The organism is Streptomyces sp. NPDC001380, from assembly GCF_042895785.1.
Classification (GTDB): Bacteria; Actinomycetota; Actinomycetes; order Streptomycetales; family Streptomycetaceae; genus Peterkaempfera.
The window spans coordinates 216,916-235,159 of the sequence record NZ_JBIAWP010000003.1 but is presented as its reverse complement, the minus strand read 5'-3'; the positions used below and the strand labels follow the sequence as shown (position 1 = coordinate 235,159).

General features: G+C 77.3%; 18 protein-coding genes. 8 read left to right on the top strand and 10 right to left on the bottom strand.

What is annotated here, in order from left to right; all coding sequences use genetic code 11:
- Positions 1-84: 84 nt before the first annotated feature.
- Both ACFY07_RS05940 and ACFY07_RS05935 read right to left on the bottom strand, forming a co-directional pair.
- Entirely contained in the window at positions 85-1,074 is a 990-nt protein-coding gene (locus tag ACFY07_RS05940) for a malate dehydrogenase (protein ID WP_230648578.1), read from the bottom strand.
- A gap of 110 nt (positions 1,075-1,184) precedes the next feature.
- On the bottom strand, positions 1,185-2,465 hold the full coding sequence (locus tag ACFY07_RS05935; RefSeq protein ID WP_390867561.1) for a helix-turn-helix domain-containing protein: 1,281 nt from the start codon (positions 2,463-2,465) through the stop codon (positions 1,185-1,187).
- Positions 2,466-2,668: 203 nt separating this feature from the next.
- Here ACFY07_RS05935 and ACFY07_RS05930 point away from each other — a divergent pair, with 203 nt between their 5' ends.
- Positions 2,669-3,061, top strand: a complete 393-nt coding sequence (locus ACFY07_RS05930; RefSeq protein ID WP_390867560.1) for a hypothetical protein — start codon at positions 2,669-2,671, stop codon at positions 3,059-3,061.
- 138 nt (positions 3,062-3,199) lie between these two features.
- On the opposite strand, the gene ACFY07_RS05925 is transcribed toward ACFY07_RS05930, so the two are convergent.
- Both ACFY07_RS05925 and ACFY07_RS05920 read right to left on the bottom strand, forming a co-directional pair.
- The gene (locus ACFY07_RS05925; protein WP_230648582.1) at positions 3,200-3,616 is read right to left on the bottom strand and encodes a DUF3017 domain-containing protein; all 417 of its coding nucleotides are present in this window, start codon (positions 3,614-3,616) and stop codon (positions 3,200-3,202) included.
- 11 nt (positions 3,617-3,627) lie between these two features.
- On the bottom strand, positions 3,628-4,491 hold the full coding sequence (locus ACFY07_RS05920) for a bifunctional methylenetetrahydrofolate dehydrogenase/methenyltetrahydrofolate cyclohydrolase (protein ID WP_230648583.1): 864 nt from the start codon (positions 4,489-4,491) through the stop codon (positions 3,628-3,630).
- A gap of 246 nt (positions 4,492-4,737) precedes the next feature.
- Here ACFY07_RS05920 and ACFY07_RS05915 point away from each other — a divergent pair, with 246 nt between their 5' ends.
- The 4 genes from ACFY07_RS05915 (at position 4,738) to ACFY07_RS05900 (ending at position 6,888) form a co-directional block, all read left to right on the top strand.
- The gene (locus ACFY07_RS05915; RefSeq protein WP_390867559.1) at positions 4,738-4,905 is read left to right on the top strand and encodes a hypothetical protein; all 168 of its coding nucleotides are present in this window, start codon (positions 4,738-4,740) and stop codon (positions 4,903-4,905) included.
- Between the two features lie 80 nt (positions 4,906-4,985).
- Positions 4,986-5,342, top strand: coding sequence for a DUF2752 domain-containing protein (locus ACFY07_RS05910; protein ID WP_390867558.1), 357 nt, complete (start codon positions 4,986-4,988; stop codon positions 5,340-5,342).
- A gap of 90 nt (positions 5,343-5,432) precedes the next feature.
- The gene (locus ACFY07_RS05905; protein ID WP_390867557.1) at positions 5,433-6,005 is read left to right on the top strand and encodes an RDD family protein; all 573 of its coding nucleotides are present in this window, start codon (positions 5,433-5,435) and stop codon (positions 6,003-6,005) included.
- Positions 6,006-6,111: 106 nt separating this feature from the next.
- On the top strand, positions 6,112-6,888 hold the full coding sequence (locus tag ACFY07_RS05900) for an RDD family protein (protein ID WP_390867556.1): 777 nt from the start codon (positions 6,112-6,114) through the stop codon (positions 6,886-6,888).
- Between the two features lie 76 nt (positions 6,889-6,964).
- On the opposite strand, the gene purH is transcribed toward ACFY07_RS05900, so the two are convergent.
- Positions 6,965-8,551: a bifunctional phosphoribosylaminoimidazolecarboxamide formyltransferase/IMP cyclohydrolase gene (gene purH / locus ACFY07_RS05895; protein ID WP_230648587.1), complete on the bottom strand. Its 1,587-nt coding sequence runs from the start codon at positions 8,549-8,551 to the stop codon at positions 6,965-6,967.
- Positions 8,548-9,234 (bottom strand): phosphoribosylglycinamide formyltransferase, encoded by a 687-nt coding sequence (gene purN / locus ACFY07_RS05890; RefSeq protein WP_374228075.1) that lies wholly within the window; start codon positions 9,232-9,234, stop codon positions 8,548-8,550. Before purN ends, purH begins: the two co-directional genes overlap by 4 nt.
- A 589-nt stretch (positions 9,235-9,823) precedes the next feature.
- On the opposite strand from purN, the gene ACFY07_RS05885 reads away from it, so the two are divergent.
- On the top strand, positions 9,824-10,594 hold the full coding sequence (locus ACFY07_RS05885) for a hypothetical protein (RefSeq protein ID WP_390867555.1): 771 nt from the start codon (positions 9,824-9,826) through the stop codon (positions 10,592-10,594).
- 81 nt (positions 10,595-10,675) lie between these two features.
- Here ACFY07_RS05885 and ACFY07_RS05880 read toward each other — a convergent pair whose 3' ends face one another.
- Positions 10,676-12,169, bottom strand: a complete 1,494-nt coding sequence (locus tag ACFY07_RS05880; RefSeq protein WP_390867554.1) for a DUF6350 family protein — start codon at positions 12,167-12,169, stop codon at positions 10,676-10,678.
- A gap of 76 nt (positions 12,170-12,245) precedes the next feature.
- Between ACFY07_RS05880 and ACFY07_RS05875 the strand changes: the two genes are divergently transcribed.
- Positions 12,246-13,409 carry an RNA polymerase sigma factor gene (locus ACFY07_RS05875; RefSeq protein ID WP_390867553.1) on the top strand — a complete coding sequence of 388 codons (1,164 nt, stop codon included), beginning with the start codon at positions 12,246-12,248 and terminating at the stop codon, positions 13,407-13,409.
- Between the two features lie 79 nt (positions 13,410-13,488).
- Here the strand turns inward: ACFY07_RS05875 and sucD are convergent, their stop codons facing one another.
- Positions 13,489-14,373: a succinate--CoA ligase subunit alpha gene (gene sucD / locus ACFY07_RS05870; RefSeq protein ID WP_230648594.1), complete on the bottom strand. Its 885-nt coding sequence runs from the start codon at positions 14,371-14,373 to the stop codon at positions 13,489-13,491.
- 16 nt (positions 14,374-14,389) lie between these two features.
- On the bottom strand, positions 14,390-15,565 hold the full coding sequence (gene sucC, locus ACFY07_RS05865; RefSeq protein WP_390867552.1) for an ADP-forming succinate--CoA ligase subunit beta: 1,176 nt from the start codon (positions 15,563-15,565) through the stop codon (positions 14,390-14,392).
- Positions 15,566-15,943: 378 nt separating this feature from the next.
- Between sucC and ACFY07_RS05860 the strand changes: the two genes are divergently transcribed.
- Entirely contained in the window at positions 15,944-16,516 is a 573-nt protein-coding gene (locus ACFY07_RS05860; protein WP_390867551.1) for an ATP-binding protein, read from the top strand.
- A 204-nt stretch (positions 16,517-16,720) separates the two neighbouring features.
- Here ACFY07_RS05860 and ACFY07_RS05855 read toward each other — a convergent pair whose 3' ends face one another.
- Complete coding sequence (locus ACFY07_RS05855; protein WP_390867550.1) at positions 16,721-17,998, bottom strand: VWA domain-containing protein; 1,278 nt, start codon at positions 17,996-17,998, stop codon at positions 16,721-16,723.
- Positions 17,999-18,244: the final 246 nt, after the last annotated feature.

Genomic DNA, 18,244 nt, shown 5'->3' with positions numbered 1-18,244 from the left:
CGGCGGCCCGCCGCCCCGGGGAGGGGCGGCGGGCCGCCGTGCGCGCTGCGGGCCGCCGTGCGCCGCGGGGCGCGGGCGTCCGGCTCAGATGAGGCCGAGGGAGCGGACCGCGTCGCGCTCCTCGGCGAGCTCCTTGACGGAGGCGTCGATGCGGGCGCGGGAGAAGTCGCTGATCTCCAGGCCCTGGACGATCTCGAACTTCCCGTCCTTGCAGGTGACCGGGAAGGAGGAGATGAGGCCCTCGGGCACGCCGTAGGAGCCGTCGGAGACGATGCCCATGGAGGTCCAGTCGCCCTCGGCGGTGCCGTTGACCCAGGTGTGGACGTGGTCGATGGCGGCGTTGGCGGCCGAGGCGGCCGAGGAGGCGCCGCGGGCGTCGATGATGGCGGCGCCGCGCTTGGCGACGGTCGGGATGAACTCCTCCGCCAGCCACGTCTCGTCGTTGACGGCCTCGGCGGCGTTCTTGCCGGCGACCTCGGCGTGGAAGATGTCCGGGTACTGGGTCGCGGAGTGGTTGCCCCAGATGGTGAGGCGCCGGATCTCGGAGACGTCGGCGCCGAGCTTCTTGGCGAGCTGGGCGACGGCCCGGTTGTGGTCCAGGCGGGTCATGGCGGTGAAGCGCTCGGCCGGGACGTCCGGGGCGTGCTGCTGGGCGATCAGGGCGTTGGTGTTGGCGGGGTTGCCGACCACCAGGACCTTGATGTCGTCCGCGGCGTTGTCGTTGATGGCCTTGCCCTGCGGGCCGAAGATGCCGCCGTTGGCGGAGAGCAGGTCGCCGCGCTCCATGCCCGCGGTGCGGGGGCGGGCGCCGACCAGGAGGGCGACGTTGGCGCCGGAGAACGCCTTGTTCGCGTCGTCGGTGATCTCGATGCCGCGCAGCAGCGGGAAGGCGCAGTCGTCGAGCTCCATGGCGGTGCCCTCGGCGGCCTTGAGGCCCTGCGGGATCTCCAGGAGGTTCAGCTTGACCGGGGTGTCGGCACCGAGCAGCTGGCCCGACGCGATGCGGAACAGCAGCGCGTAGCCGATCTGGCCGGCCGCGCCGGTGACGGTGACGGTGACGGGAGTGCGGGTCATGGTCTGCCTTCTCCAGCTGATGCCTGAGTGAGGGGTCAGTGCTCCGGCAGAGCACGCCCGCCATGCCGGACCCTGATCGGTCTCTCGACTTCGAGAGACCGCTGGCCAGGCTATCCCAGGACGGAGGGGGGCGGGGTGGCGCCCCGGAGGTTGACACCCGGGAGGCCGCCGCCCGGTCCGCCGGGCCGCACCCCGCCGGCCCCCGTGGCGTCGGGCCGCACCCCGCCGGGCCGGTGCGCCGCCGCGGACGCCGGGGGTGCGGCCGCGGGGGACGCGGGGATCGCGGGCAGCAGCAGCGGGGGCCCGGCGCGGCCGCTGCCGGTGCATGCCTCGGCCACGCCGGCGACGAGGCAGGCGACGGCACTGCCGGGCACGGCGGCGGCGAGCATCGGGCTCCGTCCGGCGGACGCCCGGGAGGCCAGCAGGACCCCGTCGCGGCCCTGGACGACGAGGGTGGCGTCGGACAGCGGACGCCCCGACGCGACGAGGTCGGCCCAGGCCGCGGCGCAGCGGGTGCTCCACCGCAGCCGCAGCTCACCGCCCGGCAGCCGGGCGCTGTTCGCGGTGCGGGCGTCGCGGGCGCAGCCCTCCCGGAGGGGGTCGCGGCCCTGGCAGGCGGAGGCGCGGCAGGCGGGACGGGACGCGGCGGGCCGGGGTCCGGCCGACCGGGCGGCGGCCTGCGCGGCGCCGGGCCTCGGGGCGCCGGGCCTCGGGGTGCCGGGACTGGGGGTGCCGGGTCCCGGGGTGCCGGCGTCCGCCGGGGCGGGGGCCCTGACGGGCGGGGCCGGGACGGGGGCGTCCAGCAGGGACCGGACGGTGTCGCGGACGGTCCGGGCGCCGGGGCCGCCGAGGGCGGGCGCGGCGGCGCAGAGCAGGACCGCGAGCAGGACGGCGAGCGCCGGTGCGAGGGCGGGGGCGGCGGGGCGCGCCTGCCGGGGACGGCGTCCCGGCCGCAGGAGCAGGGACCGCACGGAGGGCCGGCGGGCCGGGGGCGGGCCGTCGGGCGGCGGGCCGGGCAGCCGCCGCCCGGGGGCGGCGGACGGCACGGGCGGGGCCGGGACGGCGGGCGGGGCCTGCGGCGCGGGGGGCGGCGCGGGGGCCGTGGGCCCGCAGCGGTGCGCGGCGTCCAGACGGCTGCGCTCGGCGAGCCCCCAGAGCGCCAGCAGGCGCGGGGCGTCGGCCCCGGCGATCCGCCCCAGGGCCTCCACCGCCTGCCGCGGAGGGAACTTCAGCCCGTTGAGGTACCGCTGCCACGCCGACTTGCTGTACGGGGTGCGCGCGGCGAGGGCGGACAGGGTCAGTCCGCTGCGGTCCTTGAGCCGCCGCAACTGCTCGACCAGGCGGTGCAGATCCGGATCGAGCGTGCCGGGCAGCGGCTGCCAGCGGGCCATGTCCCATCCCCGTCCCAGGTTCTCCGTACGCGATGGGCGTCCCCGCAGGCCCAGGGGCTGGGACTTCCCTTCCGTCCCAGGCGCCTCCTTCTGGATACCCGCTCCGCTGTCGGCGGGCAACTCTGGGTGACGGAAGGGGTGGGCGTCCCGCAGGGGCGGCGCCCCCGGCTTCCGCCTTCAGCCAAAGGAACGGTGCAGATTCCATGACCACTCGCTCTACCGCCAAGCGCCTGGCCGTCGCGGCCACCCTCGCCGTCGCGGGCTGGGGACTCGTCCTCGGCTCGGCGGGTGCGGCCGGTGCCGTGACCACCGACGTCCCGGCCGCCACCGGCGCGCCCTCCGCGCACTCCGAGCATTCCGAGCACGCCCGGCACGCGGAGCACGTCGAGCACGCCCGGCACCACGGCCGCCACGGCCGCCACGGCTACGGGCGCTACGGGCGCCACCACGACCGCCGGCACCACGTGCGCCACGACCGCCACGACCGCCGTGACGACCGGCGCCACGACCGGCGCCACGACCGCCGTGACGACCGCCGCCACGAGGGCGGCCGCGAGGGCGGTCGCGAGGGCGGCCGCGCCTTCGGCCGCGGCTGACGCCGCGGGGCCGCCCGCCGCCCGGTGACCCCGGACGGCGCGGCGGAGCCCCGGCAGCGCGGCGCCCCGCCCCTCCGTCGCGGAGGGGCGGGGCGCCGAGGCGTCGCGGACCGGGCCGCGGGGCCCGGCCGCCGCGCGTCAGGTGGGGCGGCCCAGCAGCCCGGTGATCCGGTCCAGGAACGGGACGTGGATCCACGGGTGGGGCTGCGCCATCAGGGCGAGCAGCACGATCGCACCGCCCAGCACGCACAGCAGCGCCACGTCGGTGAAGCGGCTGCGCACCGCGAGCATGCCCACCTCCGGCAGCAGCGCCCGCAGGGCCGCCCCGAGCAGCAGGGCGGCGCCGACGACGAGGGCGCCGACGCGGAAGCGGTCCGCGGCGGTGACCGCCAGGCCCGCCGCGGCGACGGCGATCACCGTGCTGATCGGCCACTGCCGGACCGGCAGCGGCCGGTCCCGGTCCGCGGCCGGCGCCGCGCCCTCGGGCGGCAGCGTGCCCGTGGTCCGCAGCGGCGGCCTGCGCCGCGACCGGCTCCGTACGGCACCCATCGGCATCCCCCGGCTCCTCAGTTCTGCGCGGCGTCGGCGGCCTTCTCGGCCGCCTCGACGATGTTGGCGAGCAGCATGGCCCGGGTCATGGGGCCGACGCCGCCCGGGTTGGGCGACAGCCAGCCGGCGACCTCCGCCACGCCCGGGTCGACGTCGCCGACCAGGCCCGCTTCGGTGCGGCTGACGCCGACGTCCAGCACGGCCGCGCCGGGGCGCACGTCGGACGCCTTGACGAGGTGCGGCACGCCGGCGGCGGCCACGATGATGTCGGCGCGCCGCAGCTCGGCCGAGAGGTCGCGGGTGCCGGTGTGGGTGAGGGTGACCGTGGCGTTCTCGGAGCGGCGGGTCAGCAGCAGGCCGATGGAGCGGCCGACGGTGACGCCGCGGCCGACGACCACCACGTGGGCGCCGCGGGTCTGCACGCCGTGGCGGCGGAGCAGTTCGAGGATGCCGTTGGGGGTGCACGGCAGGGGTGCCTCGATGCCGAGGACCAGGCGGCCCAGGTTCACCGGGTGCAGGCCGTCGGCGTCCTTGGCCGGGTCCATCAGCTCCAGGACCCGGTTGGGGTCCAGGCCCTTGGGCAGCGGGAGCTGGACGATGTAGCCGGTGCAGGCCGGGTCCTCGTTGAGTTCGCGCACCGCGGCCTCGACGTCGGCCTGGGTGGCGTCGGCCGGCAGGTCGCGGCGGATGCTGGCGATGCCCACCTGGGCGCAGTCGCGGTGCTTGCCGCGGACGTAGGAGTGGCTGCCGGGGTCGTCGCCGACCAGGACGGTGCCCAGGCCGGGGGTGACGCCCCGGGCCCTGAGCGCCGCGACGCGCTCGGCGAGTTCGGACTTGATCGCTGCTGCGGTGGCCTTGCCATCGAGAATCTGGGCGGTCATGCCCCCATCCTCCCGGATGGGCGGCCGGGAGCGCGCATCCGCCCGCCCCTTCCCGCGCGCGGAGCCGCCGACACCGGACGGGACGTCGTGATCAGGTTGCGGTTGCGCCACGGTTGCGTGCCCGCCCCACAGGGTGACTGGACAGGCGGACGCCGCCCCCGTGACGATGGGCCCGGACGTCGTCCGCCGCCACCCGGCTCCCGCGCACCGCCGGGGCGTGCGGTACGAGGGGAACCGGGGGAGAACGTGAGGGATCCGCACGAGACGCCGCGCCGGCCGGGCCGCCGCGGCGGGCAGCCGCGGCAGGGCGGGTCCGCCGCCCCCGCCCACCCCGCCGGCACCGCCCACCCCGCCGCCCTCGCCGGCACCGCCCCGGCGGCGGTCCTGCCGGCGGCGGCGAAGACCTGGGAATGATTCCGGCGGGTTCCGGGCGCGCCGTCCTTCCCCAGGGCGTCCGGGAGTGGTGGGCGCGCGGGGACGCGGCCGGGGGCCGCGTGCTCCGGACGCTGCTGCGCGTCGCGGCCGGCGCGGCGGCGGCCCTCGCCGTGGCGCGGCTGCACCAGGTCCACGACCCCGGCGTCCTCTGCCCGCTGCGACGCCTCACCGGCGTGCCCTGCCCCGTCTGCGGCTCGACGACCGTCTTCATCGAGGCCGGACAGGGCCACTGGGCGGCGGCCGCGGCCGCGAACCCGTTCACCGCGGCGGCCGCCGCCGCGCTGGCGCTGGAGCCCCTGGGCACCCGGCGGCTCTGGCGGACGGCGCCGGCGCCCCTGCGCACCGCCCTGCTCGTCGCGGCGGCGGCGCTGTCGTGGTGCTGGCAGCTGCACCGCCTCGGCCTCCTGCTGTCATGACCGTCCGATAACCTCCGGGGCCGCCGGCCGCCCCGCACGTCCCGTCCGTTGCACCCGTCCCGTTCCGCCCCTCACCCCTCAGGAGACGCCGTGAGTTACCCGCCCGCATCCGGGAACCCCTACGAGCAGCCCGCCGGCTACGGCCAGGCCCCGCAGGGCCAGCCGTACGACGCCTCGGCCTACGCCTACCCCCAGGGACAGCCGCAGGCCGGGTACCCCGCCTACCCGCAGGGCGGGTACTACGGCGGCCAGCCGCAGCCGGTGCTGGCCCACTGGGGCCTGCGGGCCGGGTCGTTCGTCATCGACTGGCTGATCACCTTCGGCCCCTACGCGGTGCTCGCGGGCACCGGCCGGGCCGTCGGCGGCGGCACCGGGGCGCTCCTCACCCTGGTCGGCCTGCTGACCGCCCTCGGGCTCGGCCTGTTCGTCTGCCGCCAGGAGGGCACGACCGGCCAGTCCCCGGGCAAGAAGGTCGTCGGGACCAGGGTGCTGCGCGAGGCGGACGGCCAGGTGATCGGCTTCGGCGCCGCGTTCGGCCGCCGCCTCCTGCACATCGTCGACGGCATACCCTGCTACCTCGGCTACCTCTGGCCGATCTGGGACGAGAAGAAGCAGACCTTCTCCGACAAGATCATGAAGACGGTCGTCATCCGGTCGCAGTGACCGCCGTGCCGGACGCGCCCCGGCACCCCCTCACACACGCCGTATGCCGCACGCGCGTCCGGCACGCACGGCACACGGCATCCGTCCCGTACGCACCGGAGGAGACATGAGCTACCCGCCCGGCCCGAACGACCCCTACGCCCAGCAGCCGCAGGCGGGCTACGGCTACCCCCAGCAGCAGCCGCCCCAGCAGCCCGGCTCCGCGTACCCGCAGCAGCCGGGCTATGCGTACCCGCAGCAGCCGCAGCAGCCGGGCTATGCGTACCCGCAGCAGCCGCAGCAGCCGGGCTACGCCTACCCGCAGGGGCAGCCCGGCTACGACCCCAACGCGGCCGCCGCCTACGGCTACCCGCAGCAGCCGCCCTACGGCGCGGTGCCCTACGGGACGCCGCAGATCGCGTCGATGGGCGCCCGGTTCGGCGCGCGGCTGATCGACGGCGTGCTGGTGGGCGTCGTCTGCTGGATCCTCATGGTGGCCGGCGTGGCAGGCGCCGTCGGCATCGGCGCCAAGGCGAAGACCGAGTACAACCCGACCACCGGGCAGTACGAGCTGAGCCCGAGCGCCTCGATGGGCGTCCTGGGTGTGACGATGGTGCTGATGCTGGTCATCTTCGTGCTCCAGCTCTGCTACGAGTGGCTCATGGTCGCCTTCGCCGGGGCGACGCTCGGGAAGCGGATGGTCGGGCTGCGCGTCGTCAACGAGACGACCGGTCAGAACCCGGGCCTCGGGTCCTCCTTCGTCCGGTTCATCATCCCGATAGTCGGCTGGGCCCTGTGCTACCTGCCGGGCCTGCTGGTCTGGCTGTCGCCGTTCTTCGACAACTCCGGCCGCCAGCAGGGCTGGCACGACAAGGCCGCGCACACCCTGGTCATCAGGAAGTAGCGGACCCGCGCCGGAACGCCGACGGCCCGCCACCCCGCGTACGGGGGTGGCGGGCCGTCCTGCGTCGGCGGAGGGGTCAGTGGAAGAAGTGGCGGGTGCCGGTGAGGTACATGGTGACCCCGGCCTCGCGGGCCGCCGCGACGACCTCCTCGTCGCGGACCGAGCCGCCCGGCTGCACGACCGCCCGCACGCCGCCCTCGACCAGCACCTGGAGGCCGTCGGCGAAGGGGAAGAACGCGTCGGAGGCCGCGAAGGCGCCGGCCGCGCGCTCCCCGGCCCGCTGCACGGCGAGGCGCGCGGAGTCGACCCGGTTGACCTGGCCCATGCCGACGCCGACGGTGGCGCCGTCCTTCGCCAGCAGGATCGCGTTGGACTTGACGGCCCGGCAGGCCCGCCAGGCGAACGCCAGGTCGGCCAGCTCGGCCCCGGAGAGCGCCTCGCCGGTGGCGAGCGTCCAGGTGGCCGGGTCGTCGCCCGGGGCGTCGATGCGGTCGGCCTGCTGGAGCAGCACGCCGCCGGAGACCGGGCGGGCCTCGACGGCGGCGTCCGGGGCGCCGGGGGCGCGCAGCACCCGGATGTTCTTCTTGCGGGCGAGGACCTCGACCGCGCCCTCCTCGAAGTCGGGGGCGACGACGACCTCGGTGAAGATCCCCGCGACCTGCTCCGCCATGGCGACGGAGACCGGGCGGTTGACGGCGATCACGCCGCCGTAGGCGGAGACCGGGTCGCAGGCGTGCGCCTTGCGGTGGGCCTCCGCGACATCGGCGCCGGTGGCGATGCCGCACGGGTTGGCGTGCTTGATGATCGCGACGGTCGGACCGTCGTGGTCGTAGGCGGCGCGGCGGGCGGCGTCGGTGTCCACGTAGTTGTTGTAGGACATCTCCTTGCCGTGCAGCTGCTCGGCGCCGGCCAGGCCGGTGCCGCTGCCGTCGGTGTAGAGGGCGGCGGCCTGGTGGGGGTTCTCGCCGTAGCGGAGGACCGCGCGGCGCTCCCAGGCGGAGCCGAGGAAGACCGGGAACGCCTCGTCGTCGGCCGGCGCGTAGCCGTCGGCGAACCAGGACGCGACCGCCACGTCGTAGGCGGCGGTGTGGGCGAACGCCTCGCCGGCCAGGCGGCGGCGGGCGGCCAGGTCGAAGCCGCCGGACGCGACGGCGGAGAGCACGTCGGCGTAGCGGGCGGGGTCGACGACCACGGCGACCGAGGGGTGGTTCTTGGCGGCGGCGCGGACCATGGAGGGGCCGCCGATGTCGATCTGCTCGACGCACTCGTCCGGGGTCGCGCCGGAGGCGACGGTCTGCCGGAACGGGTACAGGTTGACGACCACCAGGTCGAACGGCTCGACGCCCAGGTCGGCGAGCTGCGTGCGGTGGGACTCCAGCCGCAGGTCGGCGAGGATGCCCGCGTGCACCCGCGGGTGCAGGGTCTTGACGCGACCGTCCAGGCACTCGGGGAAGCCGGTCAGCTCGGCGACCTCGGTCACCGGGACCCCGGCGGCGGAGATCCGGGCGGCGGTGGAGCCGGTGGAGACCAGCTCCACCCCGGCGGCGTGCAGGCCCCGGGCCAGCTCCTCCAGGCCGGTCTTGTCGTAGACGCTGACCAGCGCCCTGCGGATGGGGCGGACGTCCTCGGAGGTGGGGGGCGGGGTGCTACCGGCGGCGGTCATGCAGGGATCCGTACCTTTCGTCCCTCGATGCGGTGGCCTTCGCGGGCCAGCCGGCCCACGACGTCGACGAGCAGGGTGCGCTCGACAGTCTTGATGCGCTCGTGCAGCGCCTCCCCGCCGTCGGCGTGGTCGTCCTCGGCGACCTCGACGACGCCCTGGGCGATGATCGGGCCGCTGTCCACCCCGGCGTCGACCAGGTGGACGGTGCAGCCGGTGACCTTGACGCCGTACGCGAGGGCGTCGCGGACGCCGTGGGCGCCGGGGAAGGAGGGCAGCAGGGCGGGGTGGGTGTTGACGATGCGGCCCTCGTGGCGGGCCATGAACTCCTTGCCGAGGATCTTCATGAAGCCGGCCGAGACCACCAGGTCGGGCGCGTACTCCCCGGTGGCGGCGGTGAGGGCGGCGTCCCAGGCGGCGCGGTCGGCGAAGTCGCCGACGCGGCGGACGAACGTGGGGATGCCGGCCCGCTCCGCGCGCTCCAGGCCGGCGATGCCGTCGCGGTCGGCGCCGACCGCGACGATCACGGCGCCGTAGGCGGGGTCGGCGCAGGCGTCGATCAGGGCCTGCAGGTTGGTGCCCGAGCCGGAGACCAGGACGACCAGGCGGGCGGGCCCCGGGGACGGCGGCGGGAAGGTGAGGACGGGGGGCGCGTCGGCGGCCACTGCTCGGTTCTCCGGGATCATCCGTCGCCCGCAGCCCCGGGACGGGCGCCGGCCGCTGCCGGGGGCCTGCGGGGGGCGGCCCCGGGCGGTCGGACCCGGGTGGGGGCGGGGCGGGCTGGCAGTCGGGACATGCGGGGGCGGGGAGGGCGTCGGCGTGGGGGGAGGACGCGGCGAGGCCGTCCCGCCGCGCTGCGGGGCCTCGGGGAACCCGCGGGCCGCCCCAGCCGTCACCACGATAACGGCACGTCGGAGGCGCTCCGCACCCGGAGACGGGCGCAACGCGCGTAGATGAGAGAGGGATCTCGCGGTCGGGGTCCCGGGGCGGTGAGGAGGGCGGCGGGGAGGCGGGCGCGGAGGCCCTCCGGACGCGGATCCGGAGGCGGACGGGGGCGCCTGCGGCCCCTCGGACGGCACCCGGCGGCGGCGCGGACGGAGCGGGGGCTTAGCGTGTGCGGACGGGCGCACGGCGACCGCCCCGGAATCAGGGTCCGGCGGGGGGGGCGTCGGGCACGCCTCCTGGGGGATCATGAGGAGGACGGACCCGACGGCCGCCACAGGCGGGGCGGGGCGAAGCGGCAACGGACCACCGGGGAAGACGGACGGACGACTGATGAGCAGCGGCAACAGCACGGGTGAGCGCGACCCCTTCGCGCCGCCGCCGGCGGACGCCCCCGACCGGCCCTGGCAGCCGCGCACGCCTCCGCCGCCGGCCGGCGGCGGGACCGGCGCGGACGGGCCGGGCGGGTCCGAGGGCGGGCGGCCCGGGGAGGGCGGCGACCGCCCGGACGGCCCCCCCGGCCGGCCCCCGGTGCCCCCGCCGCACCCCTGGAGTCCGGGCTGGCAGGGCCGCCCCGGCGGCCCGTACCCGTCCGGCGGCCCGCAGCAGCGGTACGACCCCACCGACCCGGTGCAGCGCAGGGCCCGCTACGCGCTGCTGTGCGGCATGTGGGGCATGTTCTTCATGCTCTTCGACATCCCCTACCTCGGCCTGCTGCTCGGCGCCCTGGCGGTCTACTGGGGCGTCTCCGCCCTGCGCGGCACCCCGCGGGACGCCGCGGCGGCCGCGGCCGGCACCGGACCCGACGGGGCGGCACCCGGTGCGGCGGCGCCCGGTCCCGCGGCCCCGCCGCCCGCCGGGCAGCAGCCCGCACCCCTGCCGCCCCCGGGCTGGGCGGCCGTCCGGCCGCCCCGGCCCCAGGTGCCCGCCGCCGTCGGCGGCCTGGTCACCGGCGGTGTGGCCCTCGCGCTGGTCGCCTCGTCGTGGGCGGTGCACCTGGTCTACAAGGACTACTACGACTGCATGGCCGACGCCCTCACCCACAGGGCGGAGCAGAGCTGCAGCACGCTCGCCCCGGCCTGGGTGCACGGGGCCCGGCCCTGAACAGCGCCTGACGCCCGCACCGGGCAGGGCGCCCGGCACGGCGGCACGGCGCGGCGGGACGGCACGGGCCGCCGGGGGCGGTCAGGTCCTGCGCCGCCGCCGGTCCGCGTCACCGCCGGGGGCGCCGGGCACGGCCCGTACGGCGCGGCGGCGCAGGACCCAGCAGACCAGCAGGGCGACCGGCGCCCCGGAGACCGCGGTCCAGGCGGCGGCCGCCGCGCCCGTCGGCCACGGCGGCGGCCCGAGGACGGCCAGCCGCCCGGTGCCGAGCGCCCCGCCGGAGGCGGCGGCGCAGGCCGCGAACGCGGCGCCGGCGGCGAGGGCGGCCGCGCATGCCGCGACGGCGGTGGCCGCCGGGCGCCAGTCCCTGCGGGCCGCTGCCCTGCCGAGGACCGCCCCGAGCGCGGCGCCGGCCAGCGGCGGCAGGGCGAGGGCAGCCCACCCGAGGGGTCCCGGCACCCCGTGCGGCCCGGGCAGCGGCAGCGCGGCCAGCAGCGGGAGGCCCGGTACGGGCCCGGGGGACGCGGCGTACGGCGCCACCGTGCCGCCGCCGAGGGCGAAGCCGGGCCCGAGCGCGTAGGCGGCGCTCCACACCACGGCGTCCGGGTACAGGGACAGGCAGAGCAGCACCAGGCCGACCTGCCCGGGCAGGTCGGGGGCGAGGGCCGGCACGGCGCGCCCGGCCGCGTCGCCGTGGAGGAGCAGGGACGCGCCGAGCACCGCCGCCCCCACCCCCGCCAGGGCGGCCCACCCCGCGAGCGCGGCCCGCAGGACCGGGACCGCGGCCTCCCGGGGGAAGAACCGCTCCGTCGGCCGCCACCGGCCCCGGCTGCCCCAGCGGCTCCACCGGCCGGAAGGCGGTCCGGCCGGACCGCCCGGGCGCCGCAGCAGGGCCCGCAGACGCAGCAGGGCCCGCGGGGCCTCCGGCCGCCGCGGGCGGGCCGCGGAGCGGAGGCCGGCAGCGGCGCCGACCACCGCCACCAGCACCGCGGCCGCCAGCGCGGGCACGGGCCGGGCGCGCAGCCCGGCGTCCCCGGAGGCGACGGCGGCGGCGACGGCCGCCACGGCCGCGTAGCCGCCGCAGACGGCGGGCAGGGCGGCGGCGAGGGCGCGGAGCGGCAGCTCCGCGCCGTACGGGCACCCGGCGGCGTCGCAGAGCGCCCGTCCGGTACGGCGGCCGGCACGGTGCAGGAGGACCAGCACGGCCGCCGTGAGGAGCAGCGGGACCACGCCGACGGGCGCGGTGGGGGCGTCCGGGCCGGACGCGGTGGCACGGACCAGGTCGGCGCCGTGGGCGAGCAGCCACAGGCAGGCGGCGAGGTGCACGGCGCCCCCCGCACCGTCCTGGACGTAGGGCGAGACGACCCACAGCAGCAGGACGGGCGCCGCGGTCAGTGCGAGGCCGCCGAGTGCGGCGGCGGCCCCGGCGGCGAGGCCGGTCGGGAGCGCGGAGACCGCCGGTGGACCGGGCGGGGGGCCGGGCGGCGCTCCGGGCGGGGGGCCGGTTCGGGACGGCCCCGGTTTCCGGGGGGTCCGGGGGGTGGCCGGGGCCCGGCCGCCGGTGAGGGAGGTCATGTCCGACCATGCTGGCAGGGCGGAGGGCGCACGCGCCGAAGGGCGGAATGGTCGACGTGTCGCAGATCATATGGATATGCACACATCTCCGACCCGATGGCCGACCTGGGGCGAGGCGCCCGGGGAGCCCGCCTCCGCGGGGTGGTCGGTGGCCGGCCTGCGCGAAGGCGTCCGGAACCACCGCACCGCCGGGGACCGAGCCGCCTTCGACGCCCTGTACGGGGCTGCGGCCGGGCCGCTGCTGCGGCAGGCCTTCCTGCTGCTGGGCGACGCACGCCGGGCGGACGCGTGCGTCCGGCGCGCCTTCGCGGCCGCCTGGGACCACTGGCCCGACGTGGCGGAGGCCGCGGAGCCGGGGCAGTGGGTGCGGGCGGCGCTGTACGCGGACGCGCTCGCCCCGTGGCGGCGGGCCGCCCGGGGCGGGCGGCGCCGACGCGGCGGGGCGGCTTCCGGGACGGAGGCGGTCAGCGGGGCGGAGGCGGTCGGCGGGGCGGAGGCGGTCGGCGGGGCGGACGCGGTCGGGGACGCGCTGGCGGACGCCCTGCTGCGCCTGCCCCGCGGCAGACGGGCCGCGCTGGTGCTGCACGACGTGGCGGGGGTGGACACGGCGGAGACCGCCGCCGAGACGGAGGCGAGCGTCCCCGCCACCCAGCGGCGGATCGCCGCGGCACGGGAGGCGCTGGCAGGGGCGGTGCCCGGGGTGCTGTCCGAGGTGCTGTCCGGGGCGGCGGGGTCGGGGATGACGGCGCTCGGAGCGGTGTCCGACGGACGGGACGACGGGCGGAGCGGCGGCCGGGACGGCAGGGCTGTCGGCGGACCGGCCGGTGACGCCGTCGGCCGGCGGATCGGCGGCCTGCTGCGGGAGGCGGCGGAGCGCGGGTGCCGGGCGGCACCGCCCGCCGCCACGGCCGAGCAGGTGCGACGGCAGAGCGCGGTCCGCACCCGCGCGGTCGCCGGCGGCGCCGCCCTGCTGGTCGCGGGCGCCGTGGTCACGGCGCTGGCCACCGCGCTGGGCGTCGGGCCGTCGCGGCTGCTGGGGGACCACCGCGGTCCGGGGGAGCCGGCGTCGGCCTGCACGGCCGGACTCGACACGTCGTGCCCGGGGCCGGACGCCGTGCCGGACCCGGACGGAGGAGGGGCCGGCGCGGGAGCGGACCGGGACGGCGGTCCGCCCGCGGGCACGGCCCCGGGCACGCCCGCGGACCGGGACGCGCCGAGGGCGCCCGACCCGGGACCGTGAGGTCCGGGCGGGGCGCCCTCGGCGGCGTGCCCGGCTGCCGCGCCGCCGGCCCGGTACGGCCGGGCGGCGCGGCGGCGGATCAGCCCTGGAGGAGCTGGCGGGCCAGGCGGGCGGTCTCGGACGGGGTCTTGCCGACCTTCACGCCCGCGGCCTCCAGCGCCTCCTTCTTGGCCTGCGCGGTGCCGGAGGAGCCGGAGACGATGGCACCGGCGTGGCCCATGGTCTTGCCCTCGGGCGCGGTGAAGCCCGCCACGTAGCCGACGACCGGCTTGGTGATGTGCTCCTTGATGTACGCCGCCGCGCGCTCCTCCGCGTCGCCGCCGATCTCGCCGATCATGACGATCAGGTCGGTGTCGGGGTCGTCCTGGAAGGCCTGCAGGGCGTCGATGTGGGTGGTGCCGATGATCGGGTCGCCGCCGATGCCCACCGCCGAGGAGAAGCCGAGGTCGCTCAGCTCGTACATCATCTGGTAGGTCAGCGTGCCCGACTTGGACACCAGGCCGATGCGGCCGGCCGAGGTGATGTCGGCCGGGATGATGCCGGCGTTGGACTGTCCGGGGCTGATCAGGCCGGGGCAGTTGGGGCCGATGATCCGGGTCTTGTTGCCCTTGGCGCCCGCGTACGCCCAGAAGGCGGCCGTGTCGTGGACCGGCACGCCCTCGGTGATGACGACGGCCAGGCCGATCTCGGCGTCGATCGCCTCGACGACGGCGTCCTTGGTGAACTTCGGCGGCACGAAGATGACGGTCACGTCGGCGCCGGTGGCCTCGATGGCCTCCTTGACGCTGCCGAAGACCGGGACCTCGCTGCCGTCCACGTCCACGGTGGTGCCGGCCTTGCGGGGGTTCACGCCACCGACGATGGCGGTGCCGGACGCGAGCATGCGGCGGGTGTGCTTCATGCCCTCGGAGCCGGTCATGCCCTGGACGATGACCTTGCTTTCCTTGGTGAGGAAGATAGCCATGGTTCGACCGTGTCCCTTACTTCGCAGCCGCGAGCTCGGCGGCCTTGTCGGCCGCTCCGTCCATGGTGTCCACCTGCTGCACCAGCGGGTGGTTCGCGTCGGTCAGGATCTGCCGACCGAGCTCCGCGTTGTTGCCGTCCAGGCGGACGACGAGCGGCTTGGTGACGTCCTCGCCCTTGGACTTCAGGAGCTCCAGGGCCTGCACGATGCCGTTGGCGACGGCGTCGCAGGCGGTGATGCCGCCGAAGACGTTGACGAAGACGGAGCGCACGTCCGGGTCGCCGAGGATGATCTCCAGGCCGTTGGCCATGACCTCGGCGGAGGCGCCGCCGCCGATGTCGAGGAAGTTGGCGGGCTTGACGCCGCCGTGGGCCTCGCCGGCGTAGGCGACGACGTCCAGGGTGCTCATGACGAGACCCGCGCCGTTGCCGATGATGCCGACCTCGCCGTCGAGCTTGACGTAGTTGAGGCCCTTGGCCTTGGCGGCGGCCTCCAGCGGGTTGGCGGCGGCCTTGTCCTCCAGCGCCTCGTGCCCGGGCTGCCGGAAGTCGGCGTTGGCGTCCAGGGACACCTTGCCGTCCAGGGCGATGATCCTGCCGTCACCGGACTTGATCAGCGGGTTGACCTCGACCAGCAGGGCGTCCTCGGCGACGAAGACCTTCCACAGCTGCTGGAGGACCTCGGCGATCTGGTCGGCGACGTCGGCCGGGAACTTCGCGGCGGCGACGATCTCGGCGGCCTTCTCGGCGGTGCAGCCCTCGTTGGCGTCGACCGGGATCTTGGCGAGCGCGGACGGGTTGTTGACCGCGACCTCCTCGATCTCCATGCCGCCCTCGACCGAGGCCATCGCCAGGAAGGTGCGGTTGCTGCGGTCGAGCAGGAAGGAGACGTAGTACTCCTCGGCGATGTCCGCGGTGGCGGCCAGCATCACCTTGTGGACCGTGTGGCCCTTGATGTCCATGCCGAGGATCTGGCCGGCCTTCGCCACCGCGTCCTCAGGGTCGGCGGCGAGCTTGACGCCGCCCGCCTTGCCGCGGCCGCCGGTCTTGACCTGCGCCTTGACGACGGCGCGGCCGCCGAGGCGCTCGGCGACGGCGCGCGCGGCCTCCGGGGTCTCGATGACTTCACCGTCCAGCACCGGTACACCGTGCTTGGCGAAGAGGTCCCTCGCCTGGTACTCGAACAGGTCCACGCGCGTCCGTCCTTGTTCGTGATCGCGGTTGTGTGTCTGTGAGCGTGCCGCCGCGGGGTCGTCGCTGTGGTCTTCGTGACGGAGAGGTACGCAGGAGTCCTTGCGTCCACCACATCGCTGTTGCGCACACGTCGGCCGAGCACGCGGCATGTCCGTCTTGCAGGCTATCCCCGTGTGACAGGGACGTTTCCACCGGAGGGGGGTCCGACTTGGTGAGAACCGTCACAGCGGGCGTGCGGACCGGGCCGCGCGCCCGGGGGGCACACCCGGAAACCTCCACACGGAGTCGACAAGTCCTCCATGCGGCTTGCTTTTGGCCCCGCGCTCGGGGAGTGTGATTCAGGTCACCATTTCATTACTCAGCGTAGTGGACATCGGATGCACAGCGCACGTCACCGCGCCCGGAGCAGGAGCGCGGACAAGGACCCCGACCCGGACCCCGACCCGGACGACGACCCCGACGGCCCCAGGTCCGCCGCCGCGCCGTCCGGCGCGGCGGCGGACCGCGCGGCCGCGCTGGGCGCCGCCCGCACGCTCTGGCCCATGGACCGTCAGGCGGCGGCGACCCTTCCCGGCGCACCCGAGGCCGTCTCCACCGCCCGGCGCTTCGTCCGGATCACGGCGGCCATGTGGCGGCTGGGCGGCGCGCTCGTCGAGGACGCCGAGCTGTGCATCTCCGAGCTGGTCGGCAACGCGGTGACGCACACGGACAGTCACCGTGTGCACTGCCGGATCTGGAGCGCCCGGGGGACGCTCTTCCTGGAGGTGGACGACGAGGGCCGGCTGCGGCTGCCGCTCGTCGCCTCCGCCGGCGAGGAGGACGAGCACGGCAGGGGCATGCTGCTGGTGGAGGCCTTCGCCGAGGCGTGGGGGACGGCCCCCCGGCCGGGCCTGTCCGGGAAGACCGTCTGGGCGGCGCTGCCGCTCCCCCCGGCAGCGCTCGGCCCCTGACACCTGCCGGTGACCCGTCCCTCCCAGGAGCGCGCGGCCCGGAACACACGGCCCGGAGCGCCCGGCCCGGAGCGCGCGGCACGGGCCGCCCCGTTCCCCGTCGCCCGGCTGCCCGGCTCCCTGCCGCCCGGCCTGCGGTCCTTCCGGGAGGGGAGGGGCTGCCCGGACCCCGGGCCGACCGCCCGGGGTTCCCGTCCGAGGCCGTCACCCGGCGTCGGAGGCCGGGGCGGCCCCCGGACCGGAGACCGGGACAGAGGCCGGAACGGAGGCCGGGAGCGGGATCGGCCGGTCCTCCAGGGCGGCGGCCATGACCTCGGGAAAGCGGTCGGGCGTGCAGGCGAAGACGGGCACGCCCAGGGCGGCCAGCCCCGCGGCGTGCTCCCGGTCGTACTCCGGGGCGCCCTCGTCCGACAGCGCCAGCAGGGCCACGACCCGCACACCCGCGGTCTTCATCGCGGCGACCCGGCGCAGGGCCTCCCCGCGGGCACCGCCGTCGTGGAGGTCGCTGACCAGGACCACCACGGTGTCGGCGGGCCGGGTGATGCGCGACCGGCAGTAGGCGAGGGCCCGTCCGATGTCCGTACCGCCGCCGAGGCGGGCGGCGAACAGGACGTCCACCGGGTCGGCGATCCGGTCGGTGAGGTCCGCCACCGAGGTGTCGAAGACGACCAGCCGGGTGCCGAGGGCGGGCACCGAGGCGAGGACCGCCCCGAGGACCGCGGCGTGGACGACGGAGGAGGCCATGGACCCCGACTGGTCGATGCAGAGGACGACCTCCTTCCGCACCGCGCCCCGGGCCCGGGCCCGGCCGACCAGGTGCTCGGGGACGAGGGTGCCGCCGCCCGGACCGCCGTCGGCGGGCGGCCGGTAGTGCGCGAGGTTGGCCCGGACGGTGCGGTTCCAGTCGATGTCCCGGTGGCGGGGGCGGCGGGTGGGGGCGCTCCGGTCCAGGGCGTCCCCGACGGCGGTGCGGGTGCGGTGGGAGAGGCGGCGCTCCAGGTCCGCCGCGACGGCGCCGACCACGGCGCGGGCCGCCTCCCGGACGGCGTCCGGCAGGGCGTGCCGCAGGGAGATGAGGGTGGCGGCCAGGTGCACGTCCGGTTCGACCGCGGCCAGCATCTCGGGCTCCAGCAGCAGCCGGGAGAGTCCCAGCCTCTCGATGGCGTCCCGCTGCATCACCTGCACGACCGTGCCCGGGAAGTACTCCCGGATGTCTCCCAGCCAGCGGGCGACCTGCGGCGCCGACGCGCCGAGACCCGCCCCGCGGGCGCCACCGCGGCCGGCGACGGCCGGATCCCGGCCGTCGCCGCGGTAGAGGGCGGCCAGCGCGCGGTCCATGGCGGCGTCCCGGCCGACGAGGCCGCGGCCGGTGCCGTCCCGGTCGCCGCCCAGGACCAGCCGCCAGCGGCGCAGCCGCTCCTCGTCGGCGGTGGCATCCGGGGCGGAGGGCCCGGGGAGGGGGAGCGGCGGCGGTGCGGTCATCCGGCGGGCCTCTCTGCGGGAACGGGGACAGGGGAACGGGAAGGGGAGCGGGGGCGGCGGGAACAGGGACGGGGTGACGAGCCGGCGGGCGGGGCGGCGGACCCGGCACGGGCAGCAGGGCCGGACCGGCCGGTCAGGCCCGCCGGACCCGTCGGAACGGCCGGGAGGCAGAGCCGACCGGTACGGGGGCGGCAGGGCGGCGGAGGCCCGGGGTGGCCGGGGACCTCCGGGGGGGCGGGGCTCCGG

Bases quoted from the DNA above. Each gene is read 5' to 3' on its own strand.
- ACFY07_RS05940 (WP_230648578.1), bottom strand. From the start codon at position 1,074: ATGACCCGCACTCCCGTCACCGTCACCGTCACCGGCGCGGCCGGCCAG.
- ACFY07_RS05935 (WP_390867561.1), bottom strand. From the start codon at position 2,465: ATGGCCCGCTGGCAGCCGCTGCCCGGCACGCTCGATCCGGATCTGCAC.
- ACFY07_RS05930 (WP_390867560.1), top strand. From the start codon at position 2,669: ATGACCACTCGCTCTACCGCCAAGCGCCTGGCCGTCGCGGCCACCCTC.
- ACFY07_RS05925 (WP_230648582.1), bottom strand. From the start codon at position 3,616: ATGCCGATGGGTGCCGTACGGAGCCGGTCGCGGCGCAGGCCGCCGCTG.
- ACFY07_RS05920 (WP_230648583.1), bottom strand. From the start codon at position 4,491: ATGACCGCCCAGATTCTCGATGGCAAGGCCACCGCAGCAGCGATCAAG.
- ACFY07_RS05900 (WP_390867556.1), top strand. From the start codon at position 6,112: ATGAGCTACCCGCCCGGCCCGAACGACCCCTACGCCCAGCAGCCGCAG.
- purH (WP_230648587.1), bottom strand. From the start codon at position 8,551: ATGACCGCCGCCGGTAGCACCCCGCCCCCCACCTCCGAGGACGTCCGC.
- purN (WP_374228075.1), bottom strand. From the start codon at position 9,234: ATGATCCCGGAGAACCGAGCAGTGGCCGCCGACGCGCCCCCCGTCCTC.
- ACFY07_RS05885 (WP_390867555.1), top strand. From the start codon at position 9,824: ATGAGCAGCGGCAACAGCACGGGTGAGCGCGACCCCTTCGCGCCGCCG.
- ACFY07_RS05880 (WP_390867554.1), bottom strand. From the start codon at position 12,169: ATGACCTCCCTCACCGGCGGCCGGGCCCCGGCCACCCCCCGGACCCCC.
- ACFY07_RS05875 (WP_390867553.1), top strand. From the start codon at position 12,246: ATGCACACATCTCCGACCCGATGGCCGACCTGGGGCGAGGCGCCCGGG.
- sucD (WP_230648594.1), bottom strand. From the start codon at position 14,373: ATGGCTATCTTCCTCACCAAGGAAAGCAAGGTCATCGTCCAGGGCATG.
- ACFY07_RS05860 (WP_390867551.1), top strand. From the start codon at position 15,944: ATGCACAGCGCACGTCACCGCGCCCGGAGCAGGAGCGCGGACAAGGAC.
- ACFY07_RS05855 (WP_390867550.1), bottom strand. From the start codon at position 17,998: ATGACCGCACCGCCGCCGCTCCCCCTCCCCGGGCCCTCCGCCCCGGAT.